Source organism: Mesorhizobium sp. LCM 4577, from assembly GCF_001854795.2.
Lineage (GTDB): Bacteria > Pseudomonadota > Alphaproteobacteria > Rhizobiales > Rhizobiaceae > Mesorhizobium > Mesorhizobium plurifarium.
On sequence record NZ_MDDU01000014.1, the window covers coordinates 34,920 to 49,054 of the forward strand.

Below are 14,135 nucleotides of genomic sequence, written 5' to 3' on the forward strand. Positions count from 1 at the left end.
TCTCCGCCGCAACACTTTAAGACTGGCGGATAACATTGCGAGCAATGACGATCAACTATGTCATTTTGCGCGCCTCTGYCTATTGCTACTTGACGGTTGCGAGATCCGGATGCCGACGTTTCTCGTCTGAACGTAGCCGTCCAGTGCTTCCCTCCCCTTCTCCCTGCCGTAGCCGGACTGTTTTACCCCACCGAACGGCGTCTCGACGCCGCCGACGTACCATCCGTTCACGTACACTTGGCCAGCCCAAAGCAGATCCGCGGTCCAAAGGGCTCGGTCAATATCCCGCGTAAACACGCCCGCAGCCAAGCCCTGATCGGTGCCGTTCGCGAGATCGACCGCCATTACCGGATCATCGAACGCAGTGACGGCAAGAACAGGGCCGAAGACTTCTCTCTGGAAGAGGCTACTCTCTTGCCCAACATCGGCAAAAACCGTCGCCGCCATGAAATAGCCGCACCGCTCGGAAAGTGCAGTTCCGCCGATCACAAGCCGTGCCCCTTGCGAGAGGGCAGTCTGGCAAGCTCGCTCGACTCCCTGTCGCTGCTTTTGCGAGATCAAGGGGGTGATTTCGAAGTTCTCGCGTCCTGGACCAACCGACAGTCCTTCGACGCAGACCTTCACTCTCTCTACTAGTTCGTCTGCAACAGAGCGTTCCACGAGCAGTCGTGTAAGGTTATTGCAATTCTGGCCGGCATTTAGAAAGGTCCCGATCCGCACGGCTTCTACAACGCCGTCAAGATCGGCGTCGGGATACACAACCGCAGCCGACTTGCCGCCCAGTTCCATGATACAGGGTACTATACGGTCCGATGCGGTCTTGAGGACCATTCGCCCGGTTGCCATCGAGCCTGTGAAGACGATGTGGCGAACATCGGAATGGTTGATCAGCGCCTGGCCTGCCGTTTTCCCGTAGCCGCTGAGCACATTGACTGCTCCGGCAGGCAACCCCGCGGTCTCGCAGGCGCGTGCGACTTCAATTCCGGACAAGGGTGCCAGCTCTGGTGACTTCACCACCACGGAGTTGCCGGTTGCGATAGCGCACGCCAACGAACGAGCTGTCAGCTCTAGTGGACCATTCCACGGGACGATCTGAGCGGACACGCCGAAAGGACTTCTGACGGTGTAGTCGACTAAATTGGCTCCGCGCGGGATCGAACGACCTTCGAGCTTGTCGGCCAGGCCACCATAGTACCTCAGGTATCTAATGGCGGTTCGAACTTCGTCGTGGGCGAGATCCAGTGCCTTCCCCGTCTCGGCGCAGTTAATTGTCGCGATCTGGTCGCTGCGGGCTTCGAGTGCGTCGGCTACGCGAAACAACATTCGTCCACGATCATAGGGATGCATATCTATGAGGACGCGGTCGCGAAAGACGCGATGAGCGGCAGCAACGGCGATTTCGACATCTTCGGGCCCTGCTTCTGCTACGACGGCGATCGTCTCGGCATTCGACGGGTCATCGACCTCGATCCGTGTACCGGACAAGGAATCCCGCCACGTGCCATCGATGTAATTTTTGGTCACCTCGGCGTTAGCCATTCTAGTCCTCTTTCGACTTCTCATCGGCGCGTGCCGCTGCTTGACGTAGTGACCTCCTCGGGGCGGATTGGGTTGTCACCCGATGGTATGATAAGGCCTTAGCTTAACCGTGACGCCGGTCACGACCGACAAAGGTGGCCGCTAAATGTGGAGCGAGTGCCCTGAAGCTTACCCGCACCTCTGGGCGGTGAAGGCTCTATATCGCCGCGCATCATCTTTGCGCTCATTCTATGAATTTGACAGTTGAAGGGTAATCTGGGATATTCTTATAGTGATGAGTAATTTCTTCGCCAACGATTATGTCTTTTATTGCGACAATACTCGCCCACGCGCCGGCGTCTCCATCGGTCCAGATTGTTTCTGCGTTTGGGTTCGCGGAATGATTCACTAAGGAGATGAAACCGAAGACAACGTAACCCACCACCCGATTAGGTCCCTCTCGCAGATCCAGATCATCTCTCACAAAGTAATATTCGAGCAATCCTGTACGATTCAGCATGTTTGCGTCATCACCTTCGAATCCCCATGTTGGGGCGCGATCAATTACGTCTCCCGCCTTGAACGGAATATTTGCAAACACGCCGCGACCTTTGCGGGGAACGTTTTTAACATACACTGCATTGCRACGATCAAAGATCCTGTCGACCATCTCTGGTTACTCCTGGGTGATGGAACGTTCCTAACGTTGTTCACTAGGGTGAATTCAGTCTCCCGGCCCCGCTTCAGCAATAATGCTGACTTCAAAGAAGTCGACATTCGCACTCGCCTAGGAGGATCGCTGTATCCGTCAGGCGCGGCAAATCCAGGTTTCACCATCGGCACCATGCCTCCCATACGGGCTAACTCACAACGAGGCAGCTCCTCGCTCACCCGACACATTGCTGGGGCGGCAGTGCGCGTCTTCTACCGGAGAAAGCCAAGGCACTATGTAGTCCGTATTCCCCTTGGTGAGACCTACCAAAACGCGTGGGTGATTCTCAGGTCCGTAAGACCTATCGTGCTGACGTACCGGCTTCTGACGCGTCCCGTCGCTGGCATCGGATGGAAACCTCGAAAACCTGGCCTTCGATTCTTTGCTCCGGTGATTTGCGTGGAGACGGCGGATGCGGACAGGTTGAGTCTATGGCTGCTCCAGAGAATTGGGCCTCAACGCGAGGAACCGGTAAATGAACGATCACGTTACAATTCTTGTCGCATCAAAATACATCTCGTTGCTTGATGAGGCAGCGCGCAATTCTGGTTTGCTATTCAGGATGGGTGAGAATTTCGAAGAATACGCCGAGATTACCGCGGGTATTGCCGGAAAGGCCCGTACAGATCCGAACTTCCGGCCAGATTGTTCGCAGCTTGATGCTGGTCGTGCGTTTTGGATCGTCGGAGAAGACCGGTCTGGCAAAGTAGCGCATGTTCAGGCACTTCGGGTGGACGATTTGACGGCCACCAACTTGGCTAGACATCTAGAGTCATTGAAAGCCTTCTACGCGAATCCAAAGAGCCTCGCCGGCCGAGGCTCCTCATGCATTTGCCGGGCACCCACCGCTCAAAGAATAACTCGACTGGTAGCTTATCACGGCGATATATGGCTCCGAGAGGATTTTAGGGGGCAGGGGTTACCGAGAACGTTTGCGGGTATTGCATTTGGGCTGGCGTGGGTGAAATGGACACCCGATTTCATTTATGCCCTTGTCCCTACTTGGTCAGTTGAGAAGGGAGTTGCGGATCAGTATGGCTATCTCCACCGAGAGGCGAGCGGGGCCATTTTGAGTCTACCTGACCGAGGCATCGAAGAGGATGATTGGCTTGTTTGGCTAACGCGACGCGAATTGTCCCGGCTCATTAAAGTTACCGGTGGCTCAAGACGCTAGAGCCTTCTGATCTTGCGCATACGCCCGGAGGGCATTCCCGAAATAGTTGGCACATTCCAGCGGAGTGAAGATCTCGGGAAGCTGGACGATCGCGACGAGGACAGTTTCGACCGTGCAGGCGGGCGGCCGCAAGGTCCCTGAGTTCTGCGAAGACCTGCTCGATGGGGTCAGATCGGGCGAATATTTAGAGAGACGGATCAAGTTGGCACCGGCCTTGCGGGTGTCGTGGCGAAGGGGCTGTTTGTTGTGCGAGCGACCTGCGGATCCCCGACTGCCTGGCCGAAGTAATATAACCGGACGCGTCGATATTTTGCCCCTCCTCAATGATAGAGCAGCGGATGGCGCGCGCGCGAGTGAAGAAATCGAACAGCTTGTCGTCTTCGCCCCAGCGGATCGCCCGCTGCAGGTGGGCTAAGATCCTCCAAGAAGCGAGCCAGCATTTCGAGGATCGCGTCGCGATTGTGCAGGCACATGTCGTGCCATGTTCTGGGATCGGAAGCGGCGAGGCGAGTAAAATCGCGGAAACCGGAGGCGGAATATTTGATGACCTTGCTTTTTGTGACCGTTTCTAGGTCGGCTGCCGTGCCGACGATGTTGTAGGCGATGATGTGCGGCAGGTGCGAGACGAGGGCCAGGGTCGTGTCGTGGTGCTGCGGGTCCATCGTGCCAATGTTGGCGCCGCAGCGGCGCCAGAATTCGGAGAGCTTCTCCAGCGCAGTGAGGTCGGTGCCTTCCAGCGGCGTTAAGATGCACCAGCGGTTCTCGAACAGATCGGCAAAACCCGCATCACCTGACTTCTCCGTGCCGGTCAGCGGATGACCGGGGATGAAGTGTACGCCCTCCGGCACGAAGGGCTGCATCTGAGCAATCGCGGAGACTTTGGCGGAGCCGACTTCGGTTAGGATAGCGCCCTCCTTAAGCGCCGGCTCGATTTCCTCAGCCACGGCGCCTGAGGCCCCGACGGGCACTGAGACGACAACCAGGTCGGCCCCGCGTACCGCTTCGTTCGCCTCAATCGTATAGGTATCGCCGAGCTTCAGCTCCTCGGCGCGTTTCAGGGTCTCGATGCCACCACTTGCGATGGCGATATGGCCGGCCAACCGCTCACGGCAGATGACCCGCGCCAACGATGAGCCGATCGGGCCGATGCCGACCAAGCCGATCTTTCCAAACAAACGTTTCGACATGGCCATCTTTTCAAGAATTTGGTGCCTGCGGCGACAATTCCGCCTAATGGATCGCTTCGGTCCCGACCGTCATCCGCAACGCATTTGAACAGCCGCAGCCTGCAACGCGCGCGCGGACATGTTGCTTGATCTGGTCTAGGCTGAGGGTCCGCTAAAACCCGCCCCTCTCCTGTTCTCGATTGCACTGATGTTTGGCCACGATCATCCCTTTAGTGGCGCAACCTGCGCTGCCTATCCGTGAGAGGGCAACTGATTGTTCTTGTTCCCCAAGGCTCGGAAATGGTGAAATCGACCAATCAATGATGTCGACGGCCCGTTCAAGTATCCCCGCAGTCTGAGTTTGGCTTGGTGAAGCGGCGATGACATGTCCGATACGGTCTTGGTAATCGCCTTTCCTGACGATCGGCGTCTTGGGGTTAACATACATTGCGACCTCGGCGACACCGGGTACAGCAGCCGCGTGACCGTCGCCACCGATCCAATCCAGGATGCCATCTCTATCCGCGATCAGGAATCGGGCGGCCGCAACGTTCGAATGCCGTCTGCTCAAATCCCATTCCTCGCCGATAGCAAGCTTGATATGCTCGGTGACCAGATCGACACCGTAAGCCAGCTGAACCAGCCGAGGATTGGGCCCACCCGCAAGACGCGGATTGACTTCAATGACGACTGGTCCACGCTTCGTCCACCGGAATTCAATGTTCGTTGGCCCCCAGCCAAGGTCGAGAGCTCGCAAACAGCTCAGCGAAACGTCTGCGATACGTTTATAGTCCTCATCATTCAGCGGGGCCGGATGACTGTACCCGCTAAAGACGAAATGCGGTAGGCGGCCGAAGTCACCAGCGGCAATTCCAATCACTTCATTGCCCATTATGTCAGCGCTATAATATGGGCCTTGTGCGAATTCTTCCACCAGTATCCTAGGCGAAGATCGGATCATGTCCCGGGATGTGGTGTAGCTGGCGGCATTGGTCGCCGAGCTCTCCGGCATGGGCCGGGCTGATCAGCGCGCCACGGCTGGCAGGCTGATGAGGGGATCATCGCTCATCTGGCTGATCGTCTCAAGGGTCATATAGCGGGCTCGCTGGACGGCCCACTCATCGTTCTGTTCGAGCAGCAGCGCCCCGACGAGGCGCACGATCGCATCGTCGTTCGGGAAGATGCCGACGACCTCGGTGCGCCGCTTGATCTCGCCGTTGAGACGCTCGATGGGGTTCGTCGAGTGGAGCTTGGCGCGATGTTCCTTCGGGAAGGTCATATAGGCCAGCACGTCGAGCTCGGCGTCATCCATGATTGTCGCCAGCTTCGGGACCTTGGGCCGGATCTGATCAGCGACGGCGCGCCATTGGGTGCTCGCGGCCTCGGGCGTTTCCTGGGCGAAGGCGGTGGCGATGAAGGCCGAGACGACCCTGCGGCCGCTCTTGCCGGCGTGCGCCAGCACGTTCCTCATGAAGTGGACGCGGCATCTCTGCCAAGTGGCGCACAGCACCTTGGTGACGGCCGCCTTGAGACCTTCATGTGCGTCTGAGACGACGAGCTTGACGCCGCGCAGGCCGCGACGTGTCAGCTTGCGCAGGAACTCGGTCCAGATCGGCTCGGCCTCCGAGGCGCCGATCTCCATGCCAAGCACCTCGCGCCGGCCGTCTGCGTTGACGCCGACGGCGATGATGACGGCGACCGATACGATGCGCCCACCGCGGCGCACCTTTAGGTAAGTGGCATCGATCCACAAGTATGGCCAATCGCCCTCGATCGGCCGCTCGAGGAAGGCTTTCACCTTGCCGTCGATCTCCTCGCACAGCCGCGAGACCTGGCTCTTGGAGATGCCGCTCATGCCCATCGCCTTGACCAGGTCGTCAACCGACCGGGTCGAGATGCCCTGCACATAGGCTTCCTGGATGACGGCGGTCAGCGCCTTCTCGGCCATACGACGCGGTTCGAGGAAGCCCGGGAAGTAAGAACCCTTCCTGAGCTTGGGAATGCGCAGTTCGACGGTTCCCGCTCGCGTCTCCCAATCCCGCTCGCGATAGCCGTTGCGTTGAGCGAGCCGCAGCGGGGTCTTCTCGCCATAGCCGGCACCGGTGGCCGCGCCCACCTCCAACTCCATCAGCCGCTCGGCGGCAAAGCCGATCATCTCGCGCAGCAGATCGGCATCCGGGGTCTTCTCCACGAGCGTGCGCAGGTTCATCATGTCGTCGGTCATCGGTGGTCCTTCCGAAATGGGTTGGCGTCAACAACCAAACCCTACCGGAAAGCGCCGATGACCACCGACAGGCCGCTCACTCGCTACGGCGCTACTAACGGCGCGCTCGCGAGCGGCTTCATAACCCGCAGCTACACCACCTGATGGGACACGACCGAAGATCGCGATATAACCTTCCCACCCAACAGATAGGTCGTGTGTTCGGCTAACTCACCGGAATCACGGCACAATCGTACCCCTATGCTGCCGTGGCCTACCGCTGGCTTATAATCACCGGCAGACCGATCTCCGCACCAGCTCGTTCTGCCTCCTTTGCATTTGCTGCCAAGTGATAAGCAGGCACTGGAATGCCGGCGTGCGCAAGGAGTTGACGTTGAGTGAATTTGTTGCAACACCGCTCAATAGATTCAGGATTCGGCCCCGGCAGGTTGAGATGTCGGCAGAGCTTGCCAACTGTCGCATAGACCAACTCGTCTGCGCTCGTAATGCCGGCAAGCCCATAGGTCGCATGCAGCAGCGAACATTCGTGGATCAGCGCATCAAGCTTATTTGTGTCGACACGGATCGCTTCAACGCTTACTGGGGCATGATAGTCGTAGCGAGCTGGATCAGCCGACAGAGTAATCGGATGAAGGCCAAGACGTTGGGCCGCTTTGACGTATAGCGGGCCATTGCTCCTTGTGCCTTCAATTAGGATGAGTGCTCTTCTTGCCATCGGCGGCAACCTCCTTGGCGTGCGGTGCAGTGGTCCGAGCCTGAAATCGCATCCAGCTTTCTTTCGTGCCTGACCCCAGACTGTGCGGTGAAACTACCACGGTCAGCTATCTGCATTCGTAAAAGTTCCGTAAATTTAACTGAAGGATCTTTTGCACTGCTTTGTTTGCCGGTGAGGCACGGACCGTTCAAGGAATTTTGGGGGTGCAATGTTCGAGAGCGCTAGTGCGACGTGGAAAGTCTAAACTTATGACCGACAGCGTCACAAACCTCGTATGGGTGATATTCCTCAAGCTCGATCCCGGTTTGTTTGTCTCATCTCCGGGCTCGGCGGATGCGACCCTCTCCTCGTCCGACCTGCCCTTCGCGCCGGGCGGCGCACCCTGTGACGGTCAAAAGACGTAGCCGCGAGGCCTGATCGCGCAGCGACTTGTCCATGACTGCTCACGTGCACGGAAGCTTGGCTCGCGAGACTGTCCCGGGACCGGTAGACTTTCGAGGCGAGCTCGCCTTAGTGACACGAGCATACACAACGGATTGCATTCTGCCGGTCCATCTAGGGTTCGGAAGTTGCAGCCATGCGCCTCGACGGCGGAGCTCCGGACAGCGAGTCTAACGCGCGGCTTGGAGTGGCGGCGGTACAAGTCGGCCGATCGCGATCAACCTTTCATTCTTGCTGATTCTCGACCGCTCGCCAACTACTGATGTGCAGTGTGGATTCATGCCTTACGGGAAGGCAATTTGCTCAAGTCACACCTGCTACCCTTGTCGGGGCATACAGATGGAAGCGAGGGACCGGATTTGTTATTCGACTATATAATCGTCGGCGGGGGCTCCTCCGGATGTGTCATAGCGAACAGGCTATCGGCCAACGGAAGTCGCGTCCTGCTCATTGAGGCTGGTCCTGACTTTTCCCCAGATGCCATCCCTGATGATATCCTCGATGGCAACCCTACGAGGGCTTACTACAATCCTCGTTATCAGTGGCCCTCACTCAACGCGACCATAGTGCAGGATGTCAGCAGGCGCACCCACTATGAGCAAGCCCGAGTCATGGGCGGGGGCTCTAGCATTAATGCACAGGTGGCTAATCGGGGAGCCCCCTCGGACTATGACGAGTGGGCGTCTATTGGTGCGACGGGCTGGGATTGGGCAGGTGTTCTTCCATATTTCCGTCGACTTGAATGCGATTTAGACTTTGAGAATGAATTTCATGGCAACAACGGTCCACTGCCGATTAGCCGCGTGCGTAAAGCAGAATGGTCTGGCTTTATACGCGCTGTATCGACGGCTTTTGAAGACAGAGGTATACCGTTCCGGCCAGACTTTAACAGCGGGTTTGGCGATGGCCACTCAGAGGTTCCATTGACGAACCGCAACGGTCGTCGCGTCTCAGCTGCAATGGCCTATTTGTCAGAGAGCGTCCGAGCTCGGCCCAACCTGACAATCCTGCCCGAGACCACGGTCGTACGGTTAACCTCTTCAGCACGTCAAATAACTGGCGTGGAGACCGAAAGTAAGAATGGTCGGCCCTCCTCCTATCGCGCGTCAACGGTGGTCCTGTGTGCCGGGGCCATTCATTCGCCTGCCTTACTGATGCGATCCGGGATCGGTCCAGCTGAGCAGCTAATAAACCTCGGCATTCCAATAGTCGCAGACATAAAAGGCGTCGGGAAAAATCTTCAAGAGCACCCCGGGGTCGCCATCTCAGCGTATCTGAGTCCGGACGACCGCATGGCGGCTAACGCGACCGGCTATATTCAGATGCATGCTCGTTACTCGTCAGGCTACGAGGGCTGCCCGTCAACAGATATGGCCATCTCAGCCCTCGCAAAGTCTGCGTGGCATCCGATCGGCAGGCGCCTTGGCAGCTTGGCTTTTTGGGTCAACCGGGTCTACTCAACAGGAACTGTTTCGCTCAAGAATTCTTCACATGCTACCGAGCCGGAGGTGAATTTCAATATGTTGAGCGACAAACGCGATGCTGAGCGACTGAAGGAGGCGTTTCGGTTTGTAGCACATCTGCTTGAGCACAAAGCACTGGTACCGGTCGCGCTCGATCCGTTTCCTTCTGCCTGGACTGGGCGAGCAAAGCGGATCAGCAAGTACAGTCGCCTCAATTTGGGGCTTACCTCCATTGTCGCCACGCTTATGGATAATTCCCCGTGGTTGCGTCGAAACCTCATAAGGTCTGCGATCGCCGATGGTCACACCATATCAACACTTCTCCAGAGCGACGAGCTTCTTGACCAATTTATACGCCAGAATGTCTTTGGTAATTTCCATCCGACTTCAACTTGCCGGATGGGAACTGTTATGGACCCAACTAGTGTTACGGATTCGTTCGGTCGCGTCCACCGAGTGGGGGGGCTGAGAGTTGCCGATGCGTCGGTGATGCCATTCTGCCCTCAAGCAAACACGAATATCCCAACAGTTATGGTCGCAGAGAAGATTTCAGACGCGATGCTTAATGTGCGTTAATGGAGGCGTGGGTGCCGTAGCGGTTGGTGTCGCAATTCGGCCGCGCAGTCTCCGGTAGGTTGAATGCGGTGAGGTTAACCTGGGTGTTGATAGGATTGATGGCCAGCCTGTGACAGCTCGATTTTTCGTATCGAGCTTTGCCGGTCGGGGAAGGTTCCTAGCGGCGGCTTCCTAGACAAGCACGGGCAGACGTCTGACGTCTGCCTCAGTCTGGCCAAAGGTCGTGCAGAACTCTGGGAGTTGCAGCCTTAGCCTCTTCGATCTCTGCTGCAGACAAACGGTCCGCCAATTGGCCTAGGACCGAGCGGGCGACCTCTTCCGGATCCGCTGCCGGGTCGCGGTGGACGCCGTCGTGGATCCGATTGAGAAACGAGTTCCGGTTTCTGGCTATGGCGCGGCGGCCGGGGTGCCAACTCTCGTAGTAAAAGCCGCGCAGTAAGGCTGGCAGCTGCGCGCCCATGTACACGGCCTCGTCGCGACCCAGGCAGTCGCGCAGCGCGTGCAGCGTCGCAATCAAAGCTAGGAAAGCCCGCTCGCGATCATGCCAACGAAGTCTCCACGCCAAATCGCTGACCCAATTCTGGGTCGCCTGCAACGCATAGGTGAGATCATGACCCACGAGCATGAGTATTTTTCTGTTCTTGAAGGTTGTTAGCGGAGCACGGAATAACGGCTTCCGTTTGCCAGCCGCCGCGCTATACGCGCGACGCGCAAGGATAGAATTTGGGCGAGTTCTTTCGGCGTATCAACCGAGGTGCCCGGGCTCGTCGCCATGCAGTTTACAGACGCCCGAGAACACCAGACACTACTGCAACTCTCGCGCGCGTCCGGCGCCATTCCCGGTTTCGACTGACTCGTAATTGCGCAGCATCATTTCCGCGACGCTGAACGCGTGGCGCCCTTCCCGCGAAGCCAGGCGCGCGTCGACGTCGGGATAGATAAAGAAGGGAAGCGAAATTCGGTCGGTCAGACCATTGTGCGCGACCTGATGCGGCGTACTCTTGAAGCGRTCGTCGCTCAAAGCTTGAAGCATATCGCCCAAATTGACTACGAGACTGTCGGGCAAGCTTGGCACTGGCATCCAGCGCCCGCGCAACCACACCTGCAAGGACCGGGTGGGGAGTTCCTCCTGCAGCAGCAGCGTGAAAAAGCCACCATCGGTGTGCTTGGCGCACGTGCCACCGCGAGCTGGATACCGAATTACGCGCTGCTCGAGCGTCGGCGGGCTGAAATACTGTTGGAACCAGCCCTGCTCCATACCGATCACGTCGGCAAGCGCGGTTCCGAGCTGCGGGACGACTTCGCGGAGCACGGTTGCCTGCAGGGCAAGCAGGCTCCGCGCGAAACCAGGGGCCAAGGCCTCATCCGGAAACAGCGTGCTCCCTCCAAACGGACGGCGGTCGCCTTCGTTGTCGATTCCGAGATCGAACACTTCCTTCGGATCGCCGCCGGCGTCGGGATGCAGGATTTCCCCGTGTAATGGACTGTATCCACGGGCGATAGTGGGATAGATCCCTTGAGCGGCGTGACCAAAGCGTTCCTTCATCGACTGTGGCAACGCGAAGAACCGTCGGGAGGCCTCGATAGCTCGCGCGATCTGTTCCTTTGGGATGCCATGCTGGACAAGGTAGAAGAATCCGTAATCCTCGCATGCCATGCGTAAGCGCTTGCGCTCTTCGGCCCGCGTTTTATCGGTTGCCAGATTTTCCAGTGATATTTGTGGTAGTGTGGTCATAATTGTTCATCCTTGGTCCATTGGCCTGTAAACTTCGTCGCAAACTCAGTAGGTTCCGGCACAACGCAACGTGCTCACATCCTTGGAGAGCGACGCCGCTGCAAACCGGCTCGCACAGCCAATCCGACCGGACGTCGCTGCACGAAAGACGCGTCCACCCGACGTATTCCAGGCCTGTCTATCAGGATCGACGCTGATTTGGACATGTCGGTTGCGGCGGGGTTCCTTTCAGGCCATCCACGGTAAAGCGTACTTCCATTGTGTTAAGTACATGATGGCTTACTCCATTCGTCGGAATGCACATGGGTGCGTTCGGCGTCTTTACCTATATATCCACCGAATATCCGGCTATATCAATACAAGATAAGATAAGAATTTGTTGCAAAGCCATTAAATCCAGCCACCACCGCTTAACATTTCTCATTTTGTATTCCGATTTCAGAAGGCGGCGGTAAAGGGCTTTTCCTAGTAATGATCAACGAAAGCCTGGCAGGGTTCACCGAAAAAAGCCAGAACTCGCTCGATGTCGTACCTTCCCAGGATCTGCACCTCACAACAGATTGTATAGTGCCCCCGAAGGCCTCAAGGCGGCCGTCAGCAAGGCGCTGTCGGAGACATGGCAACCTCCGCATCCACCTCATGCGAAGCGTGCTGGACTCTCCCGGCAACGATTTGGCGTAAGTCAGCCCTGCCACCACTTCCCGCAGAGCCTCACCGCCATGACCGACGATACCTTGCTGCCGCTCTCATTCCAGACGTTACGCGCAAGAAGATCACAGCTGATTTGATGGCGGACCCATCACCTCGGATGGCGGCGTCATGCTTTTGGCCGGGGCCGAGCGAGGGCTTGCAACTGGCCGACAGGCTGGCCACTGCGATCCAGGATTCGCGAAATCCACAGCGGGTGACACACGCCATGGCTGAAATTCTGCGCGCCCGCATCTTTGCGACCGCCAGCGGCTACGAGATGCCGACGATCTCGATTGGCTGCGCACCGACCCGGCCCTCAAGCTCGCCTGTGGACGGCCGCCCGACAGAGGGAATTGATCTGTGCTCGCAGCCGACCTGCTCGCGCATAGAGAACCTGCCAGACCTGCTCACCGTCATCAGGCTCGGGTGGGTGCTGGTCGATTTTTGGCTGTCGAGCTATGCCGCGCCGCCCAAAAGCGTGACGCTCGACATCGCCGACACCCTTGATGTCGTTCACGGCCATCAGCAGCTCTCGCTCTTCAACGCCGCATTACGACCAGCGCTGCTTCCTGCCGACCCACATCTGTGACGCCGCGACCGCCGTGATCCTGCCTCCTGGCAAGACCCCGCCCGGCAAGGAGATTCGCGGCCATCTGCGCTGCTTGTCCAGCGCATCCACGCGCGCTGGCCGGCCACCCAAACCCTGGTCCGCGGCGACGGCCAGCTATTGCCAGGCGCAGGTCATGGCTTGGTGCGATAACAACGCGCTCGACTACCTCTTCGGATTGCCCGGTAAGAAGGTTCTCCCGCGTCTCGCCGATGAAGCCGCCAACGATATCCCCTAGTGTAAGAGTGCCGTTCTCCATCACAACACGCCACCCCGTGACTGCGGTATAACAATATTTTTGCGTTTTCAGATCAAATCATAATTCTATTATCCCGCGCTTTATCACTTCTATGGCCGCGGTTATTCTGTTATTGGCGTCCATTTTTCTCATCACGTTTTTTATGTGGAAATTAACGGTATTTAGAGATATCCCTAAAATCTTTCCTATTTCCCACGACGATTTTCCTTTTGCCGTCCATAGGATGCACTCTTTTTCTCTTGGGGAAAGGCTAGAGGTGCTCTCGACGCATGTCGAATTAGCGAATTCCGCAACTCTCAGATGAAAATGTAACGCCGCAAGCTGCAAGTACGTGATTGTTCTATTTCGGAATTCACCGTCCCAGGCCCGGGCAAAGTTCATGATTGCAAAGCTGCCATCGGGGCCGTGCAATGGGACGCTAATGCCTGACCTTAAGCCAAAGGTGGCAGCCTCGTCCAAAACGCGCCGCTCGTCTTCAGTCGTGCTTTCGTCGTTGTAGACCTCGCTCCAACGAAAGGCTTCTATTCGGCCCCRACTTCTCTTGATAGTAGGGTCTATCTTGTCATAGCCCATTTCGAAATAGCGCTCCCGCCATCCATCAGGGTAATTCAGCATGACCGCCGGATCGCCTCGCACCGGCTTTAAGCCTTTTTGGTCTCGTGCAAGAGAGCCATAGGCGACCCACGGACAATCAAAATTCAGGGCAAAAGCAGATAGCAGGTCGAACAACTGCTTGGGTTTTCCGATACCATAAGTCAGGTCGAGAAAACGGGCTAGTTCGACCGCAAGCGCCTCCCTGGCAGCCCCAGGGAAATTCATCCTGGGTAACAAAGCTGGTCGGACACTCTAGGTGAG

11 protein-coding genes and 3 pseudogenes are annotated in these 14,135 nt (G+C 57.4%); 5 read left to right on the forward strand and 9 right to left on the reverse strand.

The features are described from left to right. Positions 1-60 precede the first annotated feature (60 nt). Together LCM4577_RS17730 and LCM4577_RS17735 are read right to left on the reverse strand one after the other, a co-directional pair. Entirely contained in the window at positions 61-1,539 is a 1,479-nt protein-coding gene (locus LCM4577_RS17730; protein ID WP_071072579.1) for an aldehyde dehydrogenase family protein, read from the reverse strand. Positions 1,540-1,762: 223 nt separating this feature from the next. Beyond that, positions 1,763-2,188, reverse strand: a complete 426-nt coding sequence (locus LCM4577_RS17735; RefSeq protein WP_083354757.1) for an SET domain-containing protein-lysine N-methyltransferase — start codon at positions 2,186-2,188, stop codon at positions 1,763-1,765. Positions 2,189-2,705: 517 nt separating this feature from the next. Between LCM4577_RS17735 and LCM4577_RS17740 the strand changes: the two genes are divergently transcribed. After that, positions 2,706-3,404, forward strand: coding sequence for a hypothetical protein (locus tag LCM4577_RS17740; RefSeq protein WP_083354758.1), 699 nt, complete (start codon positions 2,706-2,708; stop codon positions 3,402-3,404). Positions 3,405-3,588: 184 nt separating this feature from the next. On the opposite strand, the pseudogene LCM4577_RS17745 reads toward LCM4577_RS17740, so the two are convergent. The 4 genes and pseudogenes from LCM4577_RS17745 to LCM4577_RS17760 form a co-directional block, all read right to left on the reverse strand. Further along, a pseudogene (locus LCM4577_RS17745) lies at positions 3,589-4,591 on the reverse strand (prephenate/arogenate dehydrogenase family protein). Positions 4,592-4,742: 151 nt separating this feature from the next. Beyond that, a pseudogene (locus LCM4577_RS17750) lies at positions 4,743-5,525 on the reverse strand (ATP-grasp domain-containing protein); the annotation flags it as partial. A gap of 69 nt (positions 5,526-5,594) precedes the next feature. Then, complete coding sequence (locus tag LCM4577_RS17755) at positions 5,595-6,794, reverse strand: IS256 family transposase (RefSeq protein WP_071072582.1); 1,200 nt, start codon at positions 6,792-6,794, stop codon at positions 5,595-5,597. Positions 6,795-6,949: 155 nt separating this feature from the next. Continuing rightward, positions 6,950-7,509 (reverse strand): annotated as a pseudogene (locus LCM4577_RS17760) (acetyl-CoA carboxylase biotin carboxylase subunit family protein); the annotation flags it as partial. Positions 7,510-7,757: 248 nt separating this feature from the next. On the opposite strand from LCM4577_RS17760, the gene LCM4577_RS17765 reads away from it, so the two are divergent. Continuing rightward, on the forward strand, positions 7,758-7,913 hold the full coding sequence (locus LCM4577_RS17765) for a hypothetical protein (RefSeq protein ID WP_157900469.1): 156 nt from the start codon (positions 7,758-7,760) through the stop codon (positions 7,911-7,913). 396 nt (positions 7,914-8,309) lie between these two features. Next, positions 8,310-9,989: a GMC family oxidoreductase gene (locus LCM4577_RS17770; protein ID WP_083354759.1), complete on the forward strand. Its 1,680-nt coding sequence runs from the start codon at positions 8,310-8,312 to the stop codon at positions 9,987-9,989. Positions 9,990-10,194: 205 nt separating this feature from the next. Here LCM4577_RS17770 and LCM4577_RS17775 read toward each other — a convergent pair whose 3' ends face one another. Next, positions 10,195-10,614: a DUF2267 domain-containing protein gene (locus LCM4577_RS17775; protein ID WP_071072587.1), complete on the reverse strand. Its 420-nt coding sequence runs from the start codon at positions 10,612-10,614 to the stop codon at positions 10,195-10,197. Between the two features lie 180 nt (positions 10,615-10,794). After that, positions 10,795-11,724, reverse strand: coding sequence for a 2-oxoglutarate and iron-dependent oxygenase domain-containing protein (locus LCM4577_RS17780; protein WP_071072589.1), 930 nt, complete (start codon positions 11,722-11,724; stop codon positions 10,795-10,797). Between the two features lie 808 nt (positions 11,725-12,532). Here LCM4577_RS17780 and LCM4577_RS17785 point away from each other — a divergent pair. Beyond that, positions 12,533-13,003, forward strand: coding sequence for a transposase (locus tag LCM4577_RS17785; RefSeq protein ID WP_371410057.1), 471 nt, complete (start codon positions 12,533-12,535; stop codon positions 13,001-13,003). Beyond that, positions 12,921-13,259: a transposase gene (locus LCM4577_RS17790; protein ID WP_083354761.1), complete on the forward strand. Its 339-nt coding sequence runs from the start codon at positions 12,921-12,923 to the stop codon at positions 13,257-13,259. Before LCM4577_RS17785 ends, LCM4577_RS17790 begins: the two co-directional genes overlap by 83 nt. Before the next feature lie 78 nt (positions 13,260-13,337). Here the strand turns inward: LCM4577_RS17790 and LCM4577_RS17795 are convergent, their stop codons facing one another. Next, on the reverse strand, positions 13,338-14,099 hold the full coding sequence (locus tag LCM4577_RS17795; RefSeq protein ID WP_071072675.1) for a LuxR family transcriptional regulator: 762 nt from the start codon (positions 14,097-14,099) through the stop codon (positions 13,338-13,340). Between the last annotated feature and the right edge of the window lie 36 nt (positions 14,100-14,135).